The organism is Dyella soli, from assembly GCF_054482295.1.
Map to the genome: position 1 here is coordinate 95,312 of NZ_JBTFFU010000004.1, position 19,191 is coordinate 114,502.

The window sequence follows — 19,191 nt, forward strand, 5'->3', positions numbered from 1 at the left end:
GGCGCGCGGACGCGCCTTACCAGCCCACGATGCCGGCGCGACCGCCCAGGATCTGCGCCAGCACGTCGGGCGCGTAGTCGAACGAGTCGTAGTAGAGCCGCCCTTCGGGCAGCCCGGCATCCACGAACAGCTTGCGGCCGGCGTCGATCATCGCCGGCGGTCCGCTCATGTAGACGTCGACGTCGGATAGGTCGGGCTGGTCCTCCAGCACCGCTTCGTGCACCAGGCCCATGCGCAGGCCGCTCGCCGCCGCCTGCTCCGGATCGGACAGCACGGCCTGGAAGCGCAGGTCATGCGCCTGGCGCGTCCAGCCCTCGGCCAGATTCCTCAGGTAGAGATCAGTGTCGCTGCGCGCGCCCCAGTACACGCGCATGGCGCGGCGCGTGCCGAGGGCGAGGAAGTGCTCGACGATGGCCTTGACCGGCGCAAAGCCGGTGCCGCCGGCCATGAAGATCATCGGCCGCTCCGAATCCTCGCGCGGCACGAAGGTGCCGAGCGGTCCTTCGATGCGAAGCGCATCGCCCACTTTCAGCGCGTCGCTGACCCACGAGGTGAAGCCGCCGCCCGCCACATGGCGCACGTGCAACTCGATCGAGCCATCGGCCTGCGGGTGGTTGGCGATGGAGAACGGCCGCCGCCGTCCGCCGTCGAGCAGCACGTCCAGGTACTGGCCCGGCAGCCAGTTGAGGCGTGACTGGCTGTCGACGGGCCGCAGGTGCAGGCCCACCACGTCGGGAGCCAGCATCCATTTGCGCGACACCTCGACCTCGAGCTGGCGGCGCGCGATGTCCTCCACCGAGGTGACCTCGCGCGCCTCGATCACCAGGTCTCCCGTGGGCACGGCCTGGCACAGCAGGATCGCGTGCTGCGCGGGATTGGTGCCGCTCAGCGCCACGGGCGGATTGCGCGGATAGCTGCAGTGGCCGGCCAGCAGGGTGGCCTTGCAGCTGCCGCAGACGCCCGCGCGGCACGAATACGGCAACGCGATGCCGGCCCGCTGCGCGGCTTCCAGCACGGTTTCGCCGGGTGCCACCGGGAAGTGGCGGCCGGTGGATTGGATGGTGACGGTGTACACGAGGCGCATTGTCGCGGCGACAGCAGTCAGCCGACAATGAGGGTCCCCACGCCCATTCACAAGTTTTTTGCCCGGAGAATCACCCCATGGCCATCTGGAAGCAGGAACCCTCGCTCGAGCGCATCAACGGCTGGAGCCCCAACACCATGATGGAGACGCTGGGCATCCGCATCACCGAGATCGGTGACGACTGGCTGCGCGGCACCATGCCGGTGGACCACCGCACGCACCAGCCGTACGGGCTGCTGCACGGCGGCGCCTCGGTGGTGCTGGCCGAGACGCTGGGCAGCACGGCGGCGATGCTCACCCTCGATCCCGCGCAGGAGCTGGCAGTGGGGCTGGACATCAATGCCAACCACGTGCGCGGCGTGCGCAGCGGCATCGTCACCGGCACCGCGCGCATGCTGCACATCGGGCGCACCACGCAGGTGTGGGAAATCCGCATCGAGAACGAGGCCGGCGAGCTGGTGTGCATCTCGCGCATCACCATGGCCGTGATCGCCGCGCGCGTAGTACAGCCGCGTTGAACCACGAAGCACCCTACGCCACGCTCGACCCGGACCGCGTGCTCGATGCGGTCACCGCCTGCGGCCTGTGGCCCGATGGACGCCTGCTGGCCCTCAACAGCTACGAAAACCGCGTGTGGCAGGTGGGCCTGGACGACGCCTCGCCGGTCATCGCCAAGTTCTATCGCCCGTATCGCTGGAGCGATGCGGCCATTCTCGAAGAACACGCCTTCGCGCTGGAACTGGCGGCGGACGAACTGCCGGTGGTGGCGCCGCTGGTGTTCGGCGGCCGCACCCTGCAGCATCACGATGGCTTTCGCTACGCGCTGACGCCGCGGCGCGGCGGCCGCGCGCCGTCGCTGGAATCCACCGAGCAGCTGGAATGGCTGGGCCGCCTGATCGCGCGCATCCACGCAGTGGGCGCGCGGCAGCCGTTCGTGCATCGCGGCCGTCTCGACCGCATGACGCTGATCGGGCTGCCGATGCGCGCCGTACTTGAATCCTCGCTGTTGCCACCGTCCCTGCATGACGCCTATGGCGCCGCCGCGCAACGCGTGGACGAGGCAGTCGCCGCGCGCCTGGAAGCCGTCGGGCCGGTGCGCCAGCTGCGCCTGCATGGCGACTGCCATCCCGGCAATGTGCTCTGGACCGACGCCGGCCCGCACTTCGTCGATCTCGACGATGCGTGCATGGGCCCCGCCGTGCAGGACCTGTGGATGCTCGCCAACGACGCGCCGGCGATGCAGGCGCTGCTTGACGGCTACCAGCAGATGCGCGACTTCGACTTCACCGAACTGGCCCTGGTGCCTGCCCTGCGCGCCATGCGCCAGCTGCACTACGCCGGCTGGATCGCCGCGCGCTGGCACGACCCCGCCTTCCCCGCCGCGTTCCCGTTCGCGGCCGAGGCACGCTGGTGGGAACAGCACATCGCCGACCTGCACGAGCTGGCCGACGACTTGTAGCGGTCGCCGGCGAGCCCGTGCGGAGGCACGATGAAATGCCAACCGCGCATGGCTAAACGCGCCCGCCGATCCGCTAAGCTCGCGACTTTCGACTCGAGGCATGCACGTGCGCAATTTCCTCTTCCGACTGATCGGCATTCTTGAAGTGGCCGGTGGCTTCTATGGCATGGTGACCATGCTGCGCCGGCTGCTGCCGCTGGGCCCTGCGCACGAGTCGCTGGTCGCCGTGATCGGACTGGTGCTGTACGCGTTCGTGATGATTGCCGGCGTGCTGCTGCTGGAAGGCAGCGAACGCGGGGTGTCGCTGTCGGGCTGGGCGCAGCTGCTGCAGCTGCCGCTGATCGCCACGCCGATCCTCAGCTATGCGCTGCATTGTGGCGCCTTCGTCAATGTCTACGCCACCTTGCACCTGCCTATGCGGCTGGGGCTGGACTGGCACTTCGGCAGCGAGGGCTTCGTGCTGGCCGTGGCCGGGCCGGGCCTGTCGCGGCTGGGCATCAACCTGCTGGCGCTGCTCTCCTGGCTGACGTTGCGCCTGCGTTGACGGGCTGGCCCGGGATGCCGCTGTCCCGGGCTTCACGCCGACACCAGTTATCATGGGTGGATGAATAGCCCCGATCCCCCCCTCCCCGTCATCCGCCTCAAGACCGACCGCGCGCCCGGCCATCCCTGGGTATGGTCCGCGCAGGTGCACAAGCCTGAAACCCGCCTGCCGCCCGGCAGCGTGGTCGACGTGGAGGACGCCAAGGGCCGTTTCGCCGGGCGCGGCTTCTGGAATGGCCACGCGCGCATCGCACTGCGCCTGCTCACCACCGACCCGACCGAAGCCATCGACGCGAGCTGGATCGCCGCCCGCATCGACCGCGCCGTGTCGCTTCGCCAGGAACTGCTGCAACTGGACCGCGTCAGTGACGCCTGGCGCGTGGTGCACAGCGAAGGCGACGGGCTCTCGGGCCTGGTGGTGGATCGCTACGCCGACATCCTGGTGATCGAATACTTCGCCGCCGGCATGTGGCGCTTCCGCGAAGCCATCCATGCCGCGCTGCTGCGCCACTTCCCCGGCGCGCGCCTGTACTGGTTCGCCGAGAGCCATGTGCAGAAGCAGGAATCGTTCGACTGCCGCGCTGCCGAGGCACCGGAGCCGGTGGAGGTGCACGAGCACGGCCTGCGTTTCCACGCCGCGCCGGGCTACGGCCACAAGACCGGCTTCTTCGCCGACCAGCGCGAGAATCGCCATCACTTCGCGCGGCTGGCCAAAGGCCGGCGCGTGCTCGACCTGTGCTGCAATGCCGGTGGTTTCGCCGTCCACGCGCTGGCCGCCGGTGCGCAGTCGGCCACCGGCGTGGACATGGATCCGGGCATCCTGGAGATCGCCCGCGCCAATGCCGCCGCCAACGACGCGCCGGTGGTGTTCGAGCAGGGCGACATCTTCGACTGGCTGCGCCAGGCCGTCGCCCGTGGCGAGCAGTACGATGCGGTGATCCTGGATCCCGCCAAGCTCACCCGCGACCGCAGCAAGGTGATGGACGCGCTGAAGAAATACTTCGCGATGAACCGCCTGGCGCTGGACGTGATTCCGCCCGGCGGGCTGTTGCTGAGCTGCTCGTGCACGGGCCTGGTCAGCGAAGGGGATTTCCTGGAAATGCTGCGCCGCGTGGCACTCAATGCCGGGCGCGAGATCCAGGTGCTGCACGTGGCCGGTGCCGGTGCCGACCACCCGTTCCGCAGCGACGTACCGGAAGGGCGTTACCTGAAGGCGGTGTTCTGCCGCGTGATGTAAACCTCTCGAGGGAGGGCGGGCCATGATCGATGTCGTCGAGGCCATCCGCACTTACAACGCCAAGCGCGACCCGGAGCGATTGCAGCGCAAGCACGTGGCCATGCGCCACGACCCGTTCACCTTCCTGCGCGGCACCTGCCACCTGTTCTATGCGCAACTGCCGGCGGACAAGCTGCTGGAGCGGGCGCCGCCCGCCTGGGTGTGCGGCGACCTGCACCTGGAGAACATGGGCAGCTACAAGGGCGACAACCGCCTGGTCTATTTCGACCTCAACGACTTCGATGAAGGCGCGCTCGCTCCCTGTACCTGGGAACTGGTGCGCCTGCTCTCCAGCATCCATGTCGCCGCGGCGAGCCTGCAGCTGACGGCCGCCCAGGCCAGCCACCTGTGCGGCCTGTTCCTCGACGCGTACACGTCGTCGTTGCGCCTGGGCAAGGCGCGCTGGATCGAGCGCGACACCGCCACCGGCATGGTGGGCGACCTGCTGCATGGGCTGCGCGGTCGCCTGCGCCCGCATTTCCTCGACAGCCGCACGGAGTGCAAGGGCAAGCATCGCACGTTGCGCGTCGACGGCCGTCGCGCGCTGCCCGCCACCGACAAGCAGCGCGACAAGGTCACCGCCCTGATCAAGCGCATCGGCGAACGCGAAGACCGCCCCGAGTTCTACCGCGTGCTGGACGTGGCGCGGCGCGTGGCCGGCACCGGCAGCCTGGGCCTCGACCGCTACGCCATCCTGATCGAGGGCAAGGGCTCGCCCGATGGCAACTACTTCCTCGATCTCAAGCAGGCCTTGCCGTCCTCGCTGGCCTGCCGCCTCAAGATCCGCCAGCCGGACTGGGGCTCCGAAGCCGAGCGCGTGGTGGCCGTGCAGCAGCGCATGCAGGCCATTTCGCCGGCGTTCTTCCGCGCGGTCAGCATGGGACGCAAGTCGTACGTGCTGCGCGGCCTGCAACCGACCGAGGACCGGGTTGCCCTGACCGACTGGGACGGCAAGCTCGAACGTCTCGAAGGCGTGCTGGAAACCATGGGCAAGCTGGTCGCCTGGGCCCAGTTGCGCAGCAGCGGCCGCCAGGGTGCGGCCAGCGCCGACCAGCTGATCGCCTTTGCTGAGAAGCGTCGCTGGCCTGCGCAACTGCAGGAACTGGCCCGCGATTGCACGAAACAGGTGCGCCGCGACTGGAAAGCCTACTGCAAGGCTTACGACCAGGGCGCATTCAAGACATGACCCGCGCAGCCCGGCGATCTGAAACCCTGCGACGCTAGCCCGTAGAATGGTCGAATCCCGCCTGGATCCGACCATGCCTCTTACCGACCTGCTGTTGCTTGTCCTTATCGTTGCCGTCGTGGCCCTGCTGGTGTTGCAGCTGCTGCTACTGCAGCGCAGTCGCGGCGACGCCGGCCTCACCGCCCGACTGGACGCGCTGAAGGACGACAATCGTCATCTGCGCGATGCCCTGACGCAGGAACAGCGCGCTGGCCGCGGGGAAATCACCCAGACCCTGGGCCAGTTCCGCGGCCTGGTGCAGGAACAGCTCGGCGGCATGAGCGCGCAGCAGCACGAACGCATCGGGCACTTCGGCCAGCGGCTGGACGTGCTGACCGAGCGCACCGACACCGGCCTGCAATCGCTGGCCCAGCGCCTGACCGAAGACGCGCGCCGCAGCCGCGAGGAACTCATGCTCGCGCTCAACCGCTTCGGCGAACAGCAGCAGCAGCGCCTGGCGGCGCTCACCGCCGACAACGAGAAGCGCCTCATTGAAGTGCGCGAGACCCTGGAAACCAAGCTCGGCGCCATCCAGCAGGACAACGCGGCCAAGCTGGAGCAGATGCGCGCCACCGTCGATGAAAAGCTGCAGTCTACGCTGGAAACTCGCCTGGGCCAGTCGTTCAAGCTGGTGTCCGAACGACTAGAAGCCGTGCAGCGCGGCCTGGGCGAAATGCAGAACCTGGCCACCGGCGTGGGCGACCTCAAGCGCGTGCTGACCAACGTGAAGACGCGCGGCATCCTGGGCGAAGTCCAGCTGGGCGCGCTGCTGGAACAGATGCTCACGCCCGACCAGTACGAATCGAACGTGGCCACCATGCCGGGCTCGGGCGATCGCGTCGAATTTGCCATCCGCCTGCCGGGTGCCGATCGCGACCATCCGGTGTGGCTGCCGGTTGACGCGAAGTTCCCGCGCGAGGACTACGAGCGCCTGCTCGATGCGCAGGAGCGCGCCGATGCCGATGCCGCCGCGCTGGCCGCGGCCGCGCTGGAGCGCCGCGTGCGCGAGGAAGCCAAGACCATCCGCAGCAAGTACGTCGCGCCGCCCCATACCACCGACTTCGCGATCCTGTTCCTGCCGACCGAAGGCCTCTACGCTGAAGTGCTGCGCAGGCCGGGCCTGTTCGAGGCACTGCAGCACGACTATCGCGTCACCGTGGCCGGCCCCACCACGCTCAGCGCCCTGCTCAACAGCCTGCAGATGGGCTTCCGCACGCTGGCCATCCAGCAGCGTTCGAGCGAAGTGTGGCAGTTGCTCGGCGCGGTGAAGAGCGAGTTCGGCAAGTTCGCCACCATCCTCGAAAAAGCCGAACGCCAGCTCAGCACGGTGAGCAAGAGCATTGGCGATGCGGGCAAGAAAACTCGCACCATCGAGCGCCGGCTGCGCGGCGTCGAGTCGCTTTCCGGCGACGACGCCACCCGCCTGCTGGGTGACGCCCTGCCCGCCATCGAGGACGCCAGCGAGGACGACGTCGAGGCCTGAGCGGCGTCTCGCCTGCGCAACCCCGTTTTGCCGCGGTCGACGTTCCATCCCATGCATCGGCTGGCGATGCGTGCCGGAGTCGTCACATGAAATCCATCCTGATTGCCCTTGCCCTGGTCGCCGCGCTGGGCGCGAGCACGCAGGCCACCGCGATGGGCCGGCTGGTGGACTTGCGCGTGGTCGATCGCACCACGCAACAGGAGTTGCCGGTCTACCGTCACGAGGGTCGCTATTACATCGCCGGGCAACCCGGCCACCGCTACCAGCTCCAGTTGCGCAGCCGCGAGTGCGAACGCGTGCTGGGCGTGCTTTCGGTGGATGGCGTCAACGTGTTGTCGGGCGATACCGCCGACTGGTCGCAGACGGGTTATGTGCTCGACGCCTATGCGGCCACCGAGATCCGCGGCTGGCGCAAGAGCCTGTCAGAGGTGGCGGACTTCGTGTTCGCCGACGCGTCGCAAAGTTATGCGTCACGCACGGGGCGGCCGGACAACGTCGGCGTCATCGGCATGGCCGTATTTCGCCAGCGACCGCTGCCGCGCCGCGTGCTGCCGATCGCCCCGCAGGTCGCCGAGCCGGCCCAGGATGCCATGCTCGGCGGCCTCGCCAGGTCCGCGCCCGCACCGAAGGCGAAGGCCGCCGAATCGGGCGGTCCGCTCGGTACCGGCCACGGTCCGCGTGAGGCATCGCCGGTGACCTACACCGACTTCACGCGCGCCTCGTCCACGCCGGACGAGGTGGTGACGCTGTACTACGACACGCGCGAGAGCCTGCTAGCGCAGGGCGTGATCCCCTCGCCCCGCTCGCCGCAGAGCGAGCTGCCCGATCCGTTCCCGGGCCATTTCGTGCCCGACCCGCGTTGACGATGACGCGCGACGTGGCAGCATGGCCTGCCATGTCGCGCACACCGAACAACCCACCTGCATGATGGACAAGCTGCACACCCTGATCCCGAGGTGGGAACAGGACGCCTCGCTGCTGCTGCCGACGCGGCTGCGCGAGCGCGTGCTGGCGATGGATCGGCTGGAAGACCTGCTGTTCGCCGCGCAGGGCGAGCCGGCCATGGCGACCTCACTGTTATCGCGTGCACAAGCGCTGCATGCGCGTCTGGCCAACACCCAGCGCGAACTGGCCCTGGACATCCGCGAGGCGATCATGCGGGGCGACGGCGCGCAGGCGCTGCGAGCGTGGTTGCAGCCGAGTGCTCATCCGCAGGACCCGCAGGGCTACGACCATCTCGACGCCCTGGTCAGCGAGGTGCTGTCGTTCGACGAACCCGGCGCCGGGATCGCCGAGCTGGACGAGGAGATGGTGTTCTACCAACCCACCCCGGCCCGCCATGTCTTCGAGCTGGGCGAGCGCGCCGGCATCACCGCCGAGGATGTCGTGATCGACATCGGCTCGGGGCTTGGCCATGTGCCGCTGCTGCTGTCGATCTGCACCGGCGCGCGCTGCATCGGCATCGAACGCGAGCGGCTCTATGTCGAAAGTGCCCGTCGCTGCGTCCGGGCACTGCAGCTGGGCCGGGTGAGCTTCGTGGCCGGGGATGCCCGCGAGGCCGACCTGTCGCAGGGCACGGTGTTCTATCTCTACACACCTTTCGCGGGCAGCATCCTGCGCCAGGTGTTGGACAAGCTGAAGCTTCAGGCCGGCCAGCGCGACATACGCATCGCCACGCTGGGCCCGTGCACGGCGAGCATCGCCATCGAACCGTGGCTGGCTCCGGTCGGCACGCCCGAGGTCCACCGCATTGCCCTGTTCCGGTCACGCTAGGGCCCGGGCTGCCGGCGCCCCCGGCCCTCCACGACGGCTGCCGGCGCCGCCCCCGCCGAGGCAGACGCAAACCCTTGATCCGGTTCACCTCGCGCCGCCGGACGGCGCCGGGACTTGACGGGGGCGTTACACTGGCGAGTCTGTGCTGTAGCCGAAGGAACCCGCATGAGCGACCGCCACGAACCGACCGACGTCACCCGCGAACAGGCCGAGGAGGCCGTGCGCGTCCTGCTGCGCTGGTCGGGCGAGGATCCCAGCCGCGAGGGCCTGCTCGACACCCCCAAGCGCGTGGTGAAGGCGTATCGCGACTGGTTCTCGGGCTACGAGATCGATCCGGGCGAGTACCTGCGCCGCACCTTCAAGGAAGTCCACGGCTACGACGAAATGGTCGTGCTGCGCGACATCGAGTTCGAAAGCCATTGCGAGCACCACATGGCGCCGATCATCGGCCGCGCCCACGTGGGCTACCTGCCGACCAACCGCGTGGTGGGCATCAGCAAGCTGGCCCGCGTCGTCGACGCCTACGCGCGCCGCTTCCAGGTGCAGGAAAAGCTCACCGCGCAGATCGCCCAGTGCATCCAGGAAAACCTGCAGCCGGCAGGCGTGGCCGTGGTAATCGACGCCAGCCACGAATGCATGACCACGCGCGGCGTGCACAAGCGCGGCGTGTCGATGATCACCAGCCAGATGCTCGGCGCGTTCCGCGACGACGCGCGCACGCGCTCGGAGTTCCTGCAATTCATCGGCATCCACGGCGCCGGTCGCTGAGCACGTTCGCCTGATGTCCCTGGTCGATGGCGCAGACGCCGGCGAGCGTCTGCAGGATGTATTGCGTGAAGGCATCACCGCCGAGGATCTTCCGGCGGTGTTCCCGTTGCTGCGCGGCCGCGCGCTGCTGCGCGCCTTCAGCGCGCTGTTCCACGGCGGCGAAGCACAAGTGCTGCTGCGCCTGCTGGTGTTGCGCACGCTGGGCGCACGCGCGCACGCGCCGGAATGGACGCCGGCGGAAATCCGCGACCAGCTTGCCTTTGTCGATGCGGTAAAGCTGGACACCGTGGTGCAGCGCCTGAAGGAACACGAGCTGCTCACCTGGGACAGCGAAACGCTGCGCTACCGGATCAGCCCGCTCGGCCGCAAGGCGCTGGCGGCCGTGGCGACCTTGCTGGAGTTCGAGCGCGACGACGAAGACGGCCTGGGCTATCTCACCGCGCAGCTCGCGGCCGGACAGGCGGTTGGACGCCTGACGGCGGACGAACTGGGCCACCTGCTGTCGCGACTGTCGGAGCTGAAGGAAGACTTCGACCGTGCGGTGCTGTCGGGCTCCGAGCATCGCATCCGCCGCGCGGCCCTGCGGCTGGAATCGGTGTGGAGCTGGGTGGAGAAAGGCACCGATGTCGTGCGCGCCATTGCCGACAGCGAAGAGCTGGACCCCGCCACGCACCGTCTCGCCCAGGCCGTCGGCCGTGCCCAGAGCGCGCTGTTGCGCCAGGCCGGCGTGTTCCAGCGCGAGCTCAACAAGATCGACCAGCATCGCGTGCACCTGGGCCGCACCGGGTTGTCCTCCTCGGATCTGGTGGCGTGGCTGCGCTCGCAGGGCGCGGCTGCGCTGGCGCAGCTGGCGGACGAGGCCCACCTGCTGCCGCTGCAGCCGCCCTTCCTGCAGGACCAGATCGCGCTGGACGTGGCCGAGTTCGAACTGCTCGAGCGCGAACGCGCCGAGGCGGAAAGCACCGCCCTGCCTTCGATGGAAAGCACGCCGACCGCGCACGACCTGCCGATCGACGAAGAAGACCTCTCGCCCCTGCTCGCATGGCACGGCGAACTCGCTGCGGTCAGCGGTTCGCTGGAACTGAGCGACGCGCTGCGCGGCGACGACTATGCGCTGAGCGCCTACCGGCTGTCGCTGCTGGGCCTGCTCGGCGATCCCGAATCTTCCGCGTTGCAGGGCCCCACCGCCGATCTCGCGCGGCTGCCGCTGCAGCTGGAAATCGAACCACGCCTGGTCGACCCGGGCCTGGCGGCGATCGCGCTGGTGAGCGCGGGCCGCCTGCATCCACGCAAGGACAAGAAGCATGCATGACGAAACCGCGGCGCTGGTCGCCCGCCTGCTGTCGCAGCGCTGGTTGCCACGCGACGACACGCAGGCGCGCAAGGCCTTGCTCGACGAGGGCTTCCGCGAGGAACTGGACCGCCGGCTCGACGCCGTCGGCCTGGAACTGCGCGAGCACCCCTATTCCGCTTATATCGGCGTGGCCGTGGCGCGCGCCAACGAAAAGCATGTGTTCGGCGGCAGCGACAGCTGGATCTCCAACACGCTGCAGCTGGACCGCGACGCCGTGGCACTGCTGGTGGTGCTGTGGGCGCTGATCGTGCTGCCCAAGCGCCAGCGCCAGGTCGAGCGCCAGCAGGCCGAGGCCGATGCCTCGCAGAGCCTGATGTTCGCCGAAGCCAAGCCGATCTCGCGCGATCCCTCGCTGTCTCCGGTGCTGGCCGAACGCACCTTGCTGGCCGACTTCGGTGACCGCCTGGGCGGCAAGACGCGCGTGAATTTCAATCTTGGCGTGCTCAGCCGCCACGGTTTCATCGTGCGGCGCAAGGGCGACCTGGCGGAGGGCCCGCTGCTCGACCTGGTGTTCGATTACGAACGTACCGCGCGACGCATCCTCGACGGTGCGCTGGGCGACCTGCTGGCCGGCCTGACGCCGCGCGACGAGCGCAGCGACCACGACGAGCCGGCCGGCGACGAAGCCGATGACCTTGAAGACAGCGAAGTGACCAGCGATGTTTGATTTCCGCAGCCTCGAAGTCATCCACTGGGACTACTGGAAGCGCTTCAGCCTGCCGCTGGATACCAATATCGTCACCGTCGTGGGTCCCAACGGCTCGGGCAAGACCACCCTGCTCGATGCGCTGCGCACGCTGCTCACCATCGACTGCGCCGGCAACCGCGACTACAAGAGCTACCTGCGCCACAACGGCAAGCCGTTCGCCTGGCTGCGCGCCCGCGTGGGCAACGTGCCGGGGCCGCGCGGCGAACGGCCGTTCTTCCCGATCATGGACAGCGAAGTGACGCTGGCCGTGCGCATCCAGAAGAAGGGCGGCGAATGGCAGCGCCAGTACGCCGTGATGGGCGGCGACGTAAGCGTGGACGAGATCGAGGCACGCGGTGACTGGCTGGGCCTGCGCGAGTACCGCGTAAGACTGGAGGGCGCCGGCCTGTCGCAGGCGATCCGCCGCGTGCTGACGCTGGAACAGGGCGCCACCGACAAGCTGTGCCAGATGGCGCCCAAGGCCTTGCTGGACCTCGTGTTCGATGTGTTCGGCGACAAGGCGGTGCTGGAGGACTACCAGCGCGCCCGCAACGAACAGGGCGAGGCCGACCGCGAACTGCATGGGCTCGAACATCAGCTTTCGCTGATCGGCGTGAGCCTGCAGGAGGCCGAAGGCCGCGTGCGTTCGTGGCAGGAGTGGGACGCGCTCAAGCGCGAGCACGCCGACCTGGTGGCCGAGACGCTGCCGCGCACGGAACTGGCCGAACTGCACGCGGCCATTCGCGGCGCACGACCGCAGCTGCTTGGGCTCAAGCGTCGATGCCGCGATCTCTCCGCGCGCGACGTGGAGCTGCAGCTGCGCCTGCAGTTGCTCGACGCCAACGAAGAGGCGCTGCGCGGCGAACAGCACGTCGCCGACCAGGTACGCCAACAGGCCAAGCAACAACTGGACGAGGCGCGCCGCGCCGAGACCGAGAACGCCACCCTGCTCAAGCAGGAACAGCACCTGCGCAAACTCGTGGCCGAACAGGATGGCGCCGATCACGAGCAGCAGGGCAAGCTGCTGGTCGAGGCCCGCAGCCAGCTCGGTCGTCTGCAGGCGGATGAAACGCGGCTGCGCGAGCAGCTCACCACGCTCACCGCACAGCTGGGCGCGTGGCGCCGCGGCCAGCGCTACACGCCCGAGTTCGAGCAGGCCTTCCGCCGCGCACTGGATGACGAAGGCATCGGCCACAGCATGCTCAGCGAGATCGTGGAAATCAGCGAGCCGCGCTGGCAGGCGGCCGTCGAAGCCGTGCTCGCCGGCTACCGCCACGTTGTGCTGCTCGATCATCCGCGCGACCGCGAGGCGGCGTGGCGCCTCGGCGAGCAGCACCGCTACAAGCATTTCGTGGTGGCCGAGCGCGCGCCGACCACGGCAGCCACGCGCGGCTCGTTGCTCGAGGTGGTGGACTTCACCGCGCCGGCGCCGGAATGGTTGCTGCGCCAGCTCGACCGCATTCGTCGCGTCGAGGATGTGGCCGACGGCGCGAAGCTGGGAAAGGAGCAGGACTGGATCACGCCGCAAGGCTATTTCCGCGAACGTCGCGGCGGCCGCCATCTCGGCGTGGACGACGTCTATTTCGGCAGCGCCGCGCGCGAGCGCCAGTTGCGCGAAGGCGAGGCGCGGCTGCAGGCGATCGAGCAGCAACTGCGCGGCCTCGCGGACCAGCGCAAGCAATGGCAGGAACAGGCCAGCGACGCCGAGAGCCTGCTGCGCGGCGCGAACGCCAGCAACCAGCTGGCCGACCGTGCCGACGAGTTTGCGCTGGCGCACGCGGCGCAGGCGGCCCTGCAGGACGACGTGCAGCGTTGCGCCGACAGCTATGCCGCCGCCGAGTCGCACTACGAGGGCGTGCGCGAAAAGCGCCAGCAGAATTCCCGCCAGCGCGACAACGAAGCGCGCGAGCACAAGCAGGCGCAGCAACAGCTGGCCGACAGCGCGCGTCAGTTCAGCCAGTTCCGCCACGAGCAGGTCGATCGCCTGAAGGCATTCCGCCACAAGCGCAGCCACGTGCGTCCCGTGCATCGCAGTCGTCGCGCCATGGCCGGTCTGCGCGAGCGCTACGAGTCGCCGGCGGCGGTTCGCCGCGAGATCGACCGCATCGAGCGCCGCCTCAACGAAGGCCATTGGGAAACCGACCAAGGCTGCCTGCCGCTGCGCGACAAGTACGCCAACGATCACGATGGCCTGAAGCAGGACCTGCAGCGTCGACGCGTGCACCTCGAGCGCGCGAGCCGCATCACCGGCGAGGCGCGCGCAGCCTACCTCAACGTGCTGCGCAATACGGTCAAGCGTTATGCCCGCAACCTGAAGCTGCTGGCCGAGCTGGCCGGCATCGGCGTGGACGTGGACCTGCCCGAGCTGTCCAACGAGGACCTGGCGCTGGCGCAGGCCGGTCTCACCGTGCGCTTCGAGTTCGACAAGAAGGGCTGGATCGGCATGGACGATGGCGAAGCGTCCGGCGGCCAGCAGGTGATGAAATCGCTGCTGCTGCTGGTGGCGCTGATGCGCGACGAGGACCGCCCCGGTGGTTTCGTCTTCATCGACGAACCATTCGCGCACCTGGACATCTTCAACATCGACAAGGTCGGCGCCTTTCTCAAGTCGACCCGCGCCCAGTACATTCTCACCACCCCGGCCACGCACAACATCAACGTGTTCCAGCCCAGCGACCTCACCCTGGTCACCAGCAAACGGCGTCCCGGCGCGACCTGGGCGCAACCGCTGGCCGTGCTGCGCCGGCGTACCGAGGCGGCGTGAAGGTGCCCCGGCCGCATCCGCTGCGTGGCGCGATGCTGGCCGGCCTGTGCCTGTTGCCTTCCTGCGCGTGGGCACAAAGCACGCCCGAGGAATACCTGCGCAGCTTCGACGCCAACGGCGACGGCCGGGTCAGCGAGGCGGAATATGTTGCGCATATGAGCGAAGGCTTCCGCCGCCTGGACCTCAACGGCGACGGCGTGCTGGATGGCGAAGAACTGCCCGGCGGCCATGGCAAGCCGGTCACGCTCAAGGCATTCCAGGACAACCTGCGGCGGGAGTTCCACAAGCTGGACCGCAACCATGACGGCTATCTCGACGCGCATGAGCTTACGCAGCCGCCGCAAGGGTGACGCCGATCGCGGCTTTACTGCACTGCACACACCGCGTCACATGCAATCGGCTATCGTGCAGGCCTCACTGCCAGCCACGTCCCATGGACCAGCCAGCCGCCACCGAGCTCCATTCACGCCGCCACGCCGCCCTGGCGCTGATCTACGTCACCGTGGTGCTGGACATGCTGGCGTTCGGCATCATCATTCCGGTGCTGCCGCACCTGGTGCAGCAGCTGGCTGGCGGCGGCACTTCCAATGCGGCATGGTGGGTCGGCGTGTTCGGCACGGTATTCGCCGCCGTGCAGTTCGCCTTCTCGCCGGTGCAGGGCGCACTCTCGGATCGTTTCGGACGCCGCCCCGTCATCCTCATTTCCAATGCCGGCCTGGCGCTGAATTTCGTGTTGCTGGCGCTGGCGCCGACGCTGTGGCTGCTGTTCGCGGCGCGCGTGCTGCTGGGCATGACCGCCGCCAGCTTCAGCACGGCGAACGCGTACATCGCCGATATTACGCCCAAGGAGAAACGGGCCGCTGCCTACGGCATCCTCGGCAGCGCGTTCGGGCTGGGCTTCATCATCGGCCCCGGCGTGGGCAGCTTCCTCGGCAGCATGCACCTGCGCCTGCCGTTCTGGGTCGCGGCCGCGCTGGCGGCCTGCAATTTCCTGTACGGACTGTTCGTGCTGCCCGAGTCGTTGCCAAAGGAACGCCGCACGCCGCGATTCGAACTGCACAGCGCGCATCCGCTCGGCTCACTCGCGCTGCTGCGGCGCTATCCGCTCGTGCTCGGACTGGCGCTGGTGATGTTCCTGGTCTACCTCGCGCACTACGTGCTGCAGACCACCTTCGTGTTGTATGCCGACTACCGCTACCACTGGGGCATCGCCATCGTCGGCCCCGTGCTGATGCTGGTCGGCGCCTGCGACGGCCTGGTGCAGGCGGTGCTTACGCGCCGGTTGGCTCCTCGCCTCGGCGAGCGGCGCCTGATGCTGGTGGGCATGGTGTGCGGTATCGCGGCCTTCCTGGTGATGGGCCTGGCCGACCAGGGCGCGGTGTTCCTGCTGGGCATTCCACTGATGGCCTTGTGGGGCCTGTCCGGGCCGCCGATCCAGTCGCTCATGACGCACCAGGTGGACCCGGGCGAACAGGGTCGCCTGCAGGGCGCCATCACCAGCCTGTCGAGTTTTGCGGGCATCTTCGGGCCGTTCCTGTTTGCCCAGGTGTTCTCGCTCTCCATTTCGCCGGCGTCGCCCATCCACCTGCCCGGCCTGGCCTTCGTGCTTTCCGCCGTGTTGCTGGCCGCCGGCACGGTCATCGCGCTGCGCGTCACCCGCCATGCGCACGACCTGGCCAGGCCCGACGAGCCCGTCGACGCGACGCTGCCCGCCGAGCTCTCGTCGATCGTACCGATTCCAACCACCCCCCCCACTGAAAGTCCGGAGCAATCCCCATGACGCTATCGATGTACCAGGCCTCCGCTCCCGTGTTCCTGCGCGCGCTGACCAATCTGCAGCATGTGCTGCGCAAGGGCGAGGCGCATGCCCAGGCCCGCAAGTTCGATCCCGAATTGCTGCTGCAGGCACGGCTGTCGCCCGACATGCTGCCGCTGACGCGCCAGGTGCAGATCGCCACCGACATGGCCAAGAACGGCTGCGCCCGCCTTGCCGGCGTGGACCCCATGAAATTCGAGGACACCGAAACCACGTTCGCCGAACTGCATGCGCGCATCGAGCGCGCCATCGACTACATCAAGAGCTTCAAGGCCGAGCAGATCGACGGCAGCGAGACGCGCGAGGTCACCATCAAGACCCGCACCGGCGAGCAGCAGTTCGAAGGCCAGGGCTACCTGCTGCACTTCGTGATTCCGAACCTGTTCTTCCACTGCACCACCACCTACGCCGTCCTGCGCCAGGCCGGCGTGGAGCTGGGCAAGATGGATTTCATCGGCAAGCCGTAAGCCGGTGCAGGCCACCCTCCCCCGCTCGCGGGCGAGGGTCGGCCTCGGGGCAGGCGTTGATCAGGGGCATGCCGCCCCCATCTTGGCGGGATCAACACCCCCCGAGGATCCCGCATGACAACGCCCCTGAAGATCGACTTCGTCTCCGACGTGGTCTGCCCCTGGTGCGCGGTCGGGCTCAAATCGCTGGAACAGGCCCTGCGACGGCTGGGCAGCCAGGTCGCCGTCGACCTGCGTTTCCAGCCGTTTGAACTCAACCCGCAGATGGCGCCCGAAGGCGAAGACGTGGGCGAACACCTGGCCCGCAAGTACGGCAGCACGCCCGACCAGCTGGCACAGAACCAGGAAGCCATCCGCGAGCGCGGGGCGGCGCTGGGGTTCACTTTCAACATGGACAAGCGCCGCCGCATCTTCAATACCTTCGATGCGCACCGCCTGCTGCACTGGGCAGCGCTGGAAGGGCGGCAGGCCGAACTGAAGCAGGCACTGCTGGCGGCCTATTTCACCGACGGCCTCGACGTCAGCTCGCACGAGGTGCTGGTTGAGCTGGCGGCCCGCGTCGGTCTGGACCCGGTGGCGGCGCGCCACGTGCTGGCCGAGGACCGCTATGCCCAGGACGTGCGGGCGCAGGAGCAGTTCTACCAGTCGCAGGGCATCCAGGCGGTGCCGTCGGTGATCGTCAACGACCGCTACCTGATCCAGGGCGGACAGCCGCCGGAAGTGTTCGAGCAGACCCTGCGCCGGATCGCGGCCGAGGGCTGATCCGGGGCGCCGGCGGGTACCGGACCCGCCGGCATGCGAAAATGCGCGGCTGCCCGACCCCACGCCCGGATTCCGCATGTTGCGACTCACCGACATCAAGCTGCCGCTGGACCACGCCGAAGGCGCCATCGAGGCCGCCATCCGTGCCCGGCTGGGCCTGGGCCAGGACGCCTTGCGGAGCTACGCCGTGTTCCGCCGCGGCTACGATGCCCGCAAGCGCGGCGCCATCCAGCTGATCTACACCCTCGACGTCGACGTGGCCGACGAGGATGGCGTACTCGGGCGCTACGCCGGCGACAAGCACGTGCAGCCGACGCCGGACACCAGCTACCACTTCGTGGCGCAGGCGCCGGCGGACCTGGCGCATCGCCCCGTCGTGATCGGCACCGGCCCCTGCGGCCTGTTCGCCGGCCTGCTGCTGGCGCAGATGGGCTACCGGCCGATCATCCTCGACCGCGGCAAGGCCGTGCGCGAACGCACCGTGGACACCTGGGGCCTGTGGCGCAAGCGCAACCTCGACCCGGAGTCCAACGTGCAATACGGCGAAGGCGGCGCCGGCACGTTCTCCGACGGCAAGCTGCACAGCCAGATCTCCGACCCGCACCACCACGGCCGCAAGGTGCTCACCGAATTCGTCAAGGCCGGCGCGCCGGACGAAATCCTCTACGTCAGCAAGCCACACATCGGCACCTTCCGCCTGGTGACGATGGTGGAGAACATGCGCGCGACCATCGAGTCGCTGGGCGGCGAGATCCGCTTCCAGCAGCGCGTGGACGACCTGCTGGTGGAAACGCGCGCCGACGGCACGCGCCAGGTGCGCGGCGTGGTGCTGGCCGGCGGCGAGCAGCTGCGCAGCGACCACGTCGTGCTGGCCATCGGCCACAGCGCGCGCGACACCTTCGCCATGCTGCACGAGCGTGGCGTGTACCTGGAAGCCAAGCCGTTCTCCATTGGCTTTCGCGTCGAGCATCCGCAATCGATCATCGACCGCGCCCGCTTCGGCCCGCAGGCTGGCCATCCGATCCTTGGCGCGGCCGACTACAAGCTGGTGCACCACTGCAAAGGTAGCCATAAAGGCCAGGGACGCTCGGTCTACAGTTTCTGCATGTGCCCCGGCGGCACCGTGGTGGCCGCGACCTCCGAGCCTGGCCGCGTGGTCACCAACGGCATGAGCCAGTACTCGCGCAACGAACGCAACGCCAATGCCGCGATCGTGGTCGGCATCGACCCGAAAGACTTCGCGCCGTTCGACGACAGCGGCAGCCCGCTGGCCGGCATCGCCCTGCAGCGCGCTCTGGAATCGCGTGCCTATGAACTGGGCGGCAGCGACTACAGCGCGCCCGGGCAACTGGTGGGTGACTTCATTGCCGGCAACGCATCGACCGCGTTCGGCGAAGTACAGCCCTCGTACAAGCCCGGCGTGCGCCTGACCGATCTGGCCTCGGTACTGCCTGACTACGCCATCGAAGCCATCCGCGAAGCACTGCCGGCCTTCGACCGCCAGATCAAGGGCTTCGCCATGCACGACGCCGTACTCACCGGCGTGGAGACGCGCACCTCGTCGCCGGTGCGCATCCGTCGCGGCGACGACTACCAGAGCCTCAACACGCACGGCCTGTATCCCGCCGGTGAAGGCGCCGGCTACGCCGGCGGCATCCTCTCCGCCGCCGTCGACGGTATTCGCGTCGCCGAAGCCGTGGCGCTCGCCATCAACGCGGGCCGCTGACGG

Annotated in this window: 18 protein-coding genes; 17 read left to right on the forward strand and 1 reads right to left on the reverse strand. The window is 68.6% G+C overall.

Annotated elements, in window-relative coordinates; all coding sequences use genetic code 11:
- Positions 1-16: 16 nt before the first annotated feature.
- A complete protein-coding gene (locus ACXU4B_RS16845; protein ID WP_165583264.1) occupies positions 17-1,084 on the reverse strand; it encodes a 2Fe-2S iron-sulfur cluster-binding protein in 1,068 nt (355 codons plus the stop codon).
- 77 nt (positions 1,085-1,161) lie between these two features.
- Between ACXU4B_RS16845 and ACXU4B_RS16850 the strand changes: the two genes are divergently transcribed.
- The 17 genes from ACXU4B_RS16850 to ACXU4B_RS16930 all read left to right on the forward strand — a co-directional run bounded on the left by ACXU4B_RS16850 (position 1,162) and on the right by ACXU4B_RS16930 (position 19,188).
- Positions 1,162-1,602, forward strand: a complete 441-nt coding sequence (locus ACXU4B_RS16850; protein WP_131413341.1) for a hotdog fold thioesterase — start codon at positions 1,162-1,164, stop codon at positions 1,600-1,602.
- Positions 1,599-2,543, forward strand: coding sequence for a serine/threonine protein kinase (locus tag ACXU4B_RS16855; protein ID WP_131413339.1), 945 nt, complete (start codon positions 1,599-1,601; stop codon positions 2,541-2,543). The genes ACXU4B_RS16850 and ACXU4B_RS16855 overlap by 4 nt, the downstream gene beginning before the upstream one ends.
- A 106-nt stretch (positions 2,544-2,649) precedes the next feature.
- Positions 2,650-3,087 carry a hypothetical protein gene (locus tag ACXU4B_RS16860; protein ID WP_131413337.1) on the forward strand — a complete coding sequence of 146 codons (438 nt, stop codon included), beginning with the start codon at positions 2,650-2,652 and terminating at the stop codon, positions 3,085-3,087.
- A 60-nt stretch (positions 3,088-3,147) separates the two neighbouring features.
- Entirely contained in the window at positions 3,148-4,323 is a 1,176-nt protein-coding gene (locus tag ACXU4B_RS16865) for a class I SAM-dependent rRNA methyltransferase (protein ID WP_131413335.1), read from the forward strand.
- A gap of 22 nt (positions 4,324-4,345) precedes the next feature.
- On the forward strand, positions 4,346-5,548 hold the full coding sequence (locus tag ACXU4B_RS16870) for a DUF2252 domain-containing protein (RefSeq protein ID WP_131413333.1): 1,203 nt from the start codon (positions 4,346-4,348) through the stop codon (positions 5,546-5,548).
- 73 nt (positions 5,549-5,621) lie between these two features.
- Complete coding sequence (locus ACXU4B_RS16875) at positions 5,622-7,070, forward strand: DNA recombination protein RmuC (protein ID WP_131413331.1); 1,449 nt, start codon at positions 5,622-5,624, stop codon at positions 7,068-7,070.
- Between the two features lie 86 nt (positions 7,071-7,156).
- Positions 7,157-7,933 carry a hypothetical protein gene (locus tag ACXU4B_RS16880; RefSeq protein WP_131413329.1) on the forward strand — a complete coding sequence of 259 codons (777 nt, stop codon included), beginning with the start codon at positions 7,157-7,159 and terminating at the stop codon, positions 7,931-7,933.
- A gap of 22 nt (positions 7,934-7,955) precedes the next feature.
- The gene (locus ACXU4B_RS16885) at positions 7,956-8,843 is read left to right on the forward strand and encodes a class I SAM-dependent methyltransferase (RefSeq protein ID WP_131413327.1); all 888 of its coding nucleotides are present in this window, start codon (positions 7,956-7,958) and stop codon (positions 8,841-8,843) included.
- Positions 8,844-9,008: 165 nt separating this feature from the next.
- A complete protein-coding gene (gene folE, locus ACXU4B_RS16890) occupies positions 9,009-9,611 on the forward strand; it encodes a GTP cyclohydrolase I FolE (protein ID WP_131413325.1) in 603 nt (200 codons plus the stop codon).
- Between the two features lie 13 nt (positions 9,612-9,624).
- Positions 9,625-10,923 carry a hypothetical protein gene (locus tag ACXU4B_RS16895; RefSeq protein WP_131413323.1) on the forward strand — a complete coding sequence of 433 codons (1,299 nt, stop codon included), beginning with the start codon at positions 9,625-9,627 and terminating at the stop codon, positions 10,921-10,923.
- Positions 10,916-11,632: a hypothetical protein gene (locus ACXU4B_RS16900; protein WP_131413321.1), complete on the forward strand. Its 717-nt coding sequence runs from the start codon at positions 10,916-10,918 to the stop codon at positions 11,630-11,632. The genes ACXU4B_RS16895 and ACXU4B_RS16900 overlap by 8 nt, the downstream gene beginning before the upstream one ends.
- Positions 11,625-14,417 carry an AAA family ATPase gene (locus tag ACXU4B_RS16905; protein ID WP_131413319.1) on the forward strand — a complete coding sequence of 931 codons (2,793 nt, stop codon included), beginning with the start codon at positions 11,625-11,627 and terminating at the stop codon, positions 14,415-14,417. The genes ACXU4B_RS16900 and ACXU4B_RS16905 overlap by 8 nt, the downstream gene beginning before the upstream one ends.
- A gap of 32 nt (positions 14,418-14,449) precedes the next feature.
- Positions 14,450-14,767, forward strand: coding sequence for an EF-hand domain-containing protein (locus tag ACXU4B_RS16910; RefSeq protein ID WP_131413517.1), 318 nt, complete (start codon positions 14,450-14,452; stop codon positions 14,765-14,767).
- An 83-nt stretch (positions 14,768-14,850) separates the two neighbouring features.
- The gene (locus tag ACXU4B_RS16915) at positions 14,851-16,197 is read left to right on the forward strand and encodes a TCR/Tet family MFS transporter (RefSeq protein WP_131413317.1); all 1,347 of its coding nucleotides are present in this window, start codon (positions 14,851-14,853) and stop codon (positions 16,195-16,197) included.
- On the forward strand, positions 16,194-16,700 hold the full coding sequence (locus ACXU4B_RS16920) for a DUF1993 domain-containing protein (protein ID WP_131413315.1): 507 nt from the start codon (positions 16,194-16,196) through the stop codon (positions 16,698-16,700). The genes ACXU4B_RS16915 and ACXU4B_RS16920 overlap by 4 nt, the downstream gene beginning before the upstream one ends.
- A gap of 114 nt (positions 16,701-16,814) precedes the next feature.
- On the forward strand, positions 16,815-17,462 hold the full coding sequence (locus tag ACXU4B_RS16925) for a DsbA family oxidoreductase (protein WP_131413313.1): 648 nt from the start codon (positions 16,815-16,817) through the stop codon (positions 17,460-17,462).
- 76 nt (positions 17,463-17,538) lie between these two features.
- Entirely contained in the window at positions 17,539-19,188 is a 1,650-nt protein-coding gene (locus ACXU4B_RS16930; protein ID WP_131413311.1) for an NAD(P)/FAD-dependent oxidoreductase, read from the forward strand.
- Positions 19,189-19,191 lie beyond the last annotated feature (3 nt).

Coding starts and splice junctions, on each gene's coding strand:
- ACXU4B_RS16845 (WP_165583264.1), bottom strand. CDS start 1,084: ATGCGCCTCGTGTACACCGTCACCATCCAATCCACCGGCCGCCACTTC.
- ACXU4B_RS16850 (WP_131413341.1), top strand. CDS start 1,162: ATGGCCATCTGGAAGCAGGAACCCTCGCTCGAGCGCATCAACGGCTGG.
- ACXU4B_RS16865 (WP_131413335.1), top strand. CDS start 3,148: ATGAATAGCCCCGATCCCCCCCTCCCCGTCATCCGCCTCAAGACCGAC.
- ACXU4B_RS16870 (WP_131413333.1), top strand. CDS start 4,346: ATGATCGATGTCGTCGAGGCCATCCGCACTTACAACGCCAAGCGCGAC.
- ACXU4B_RS16875 (WP_131413331.1), top strand. CDS start 5,622: ATGCCTCTTACCGACCTGCTGTTGCTTGTCCTTATCGTTGCCGTCGTG.
- ACXU4B_RS16880 (WP_131413329.1), top strand. CDS start 7,157: ATGAAATCCATCCTGATTGCCCTTGCCCTGGTCGCCGCGCTGGGCGCG.
- ACXU4B_RS16885 (WP_131413327.1), top strand. CDS start 7,956: ATGGCCTGCCATGTCGCGCACACCGAACAACCCACCTGCATGATGGAC.
- folE (WP_131413325.1), top strand. CDS start 9,009: ATGAGCGACCGCCACGAACCGACCGACGTCACCCGCGAACAGGCCGAG.
- ACXU4B_RS16895 (WP_131413323.1), top strand. CDS start 9,625: ATGTCCCTGGTCGATGGCGCAGACGCCGGCGAGCGTCTGCAGGATGTA.
- ACXU4B_RS16900 (WP_131413321.1), top strand. CDS start 10,916: ATGCATGACGAAACCGCGGCGCTGGTCGCCCGCCTGCTGTCGCAGCGC.
- ACXU4B_RS16905 (WP_131413319.1), top strand. CDS start 11,625: ATGTTTGATTTCCGCAGCCTCGAAGTCATCCACTGGGACTACTGGAAG.
- ACXU4B_RS16910 (WP_131413517.1), top strand. CDS start 14,450: ATGCTGGCCGGCCTGTGCCTGTTGCCTTCCTGCGCGTGGGCACAAAGC.
- ACXU4B_RS16915 (WP_131413317.1), top strand. CDS start 14,851: ATGGACCAGCCAGCCGCCACCGAGCTCCATTCACGCCGCCACGCCGCC.
- ACXU4B_RS16920 (WP_131413315.1), top strand. CDS start 16,194: ATGACGCTATCGATGTACCAGGCCTCCGCTCCCGTGTTCCTGCGCGCG.
- ACXU4B_RS16925 (WP_131413313.1), top strand. CDS start 16,815: ATGACAACGCCCCTGAAGATCGACTTCGTCTCCGACGTGGTCTGCCCC.
- ACXU4B_RS16930 (WP_131413311.1), top strand. CDS start 17,539: ATGTTGCGACTCACCGACATCAAGCTGCCGCTGGACCACGCCGAAGGC.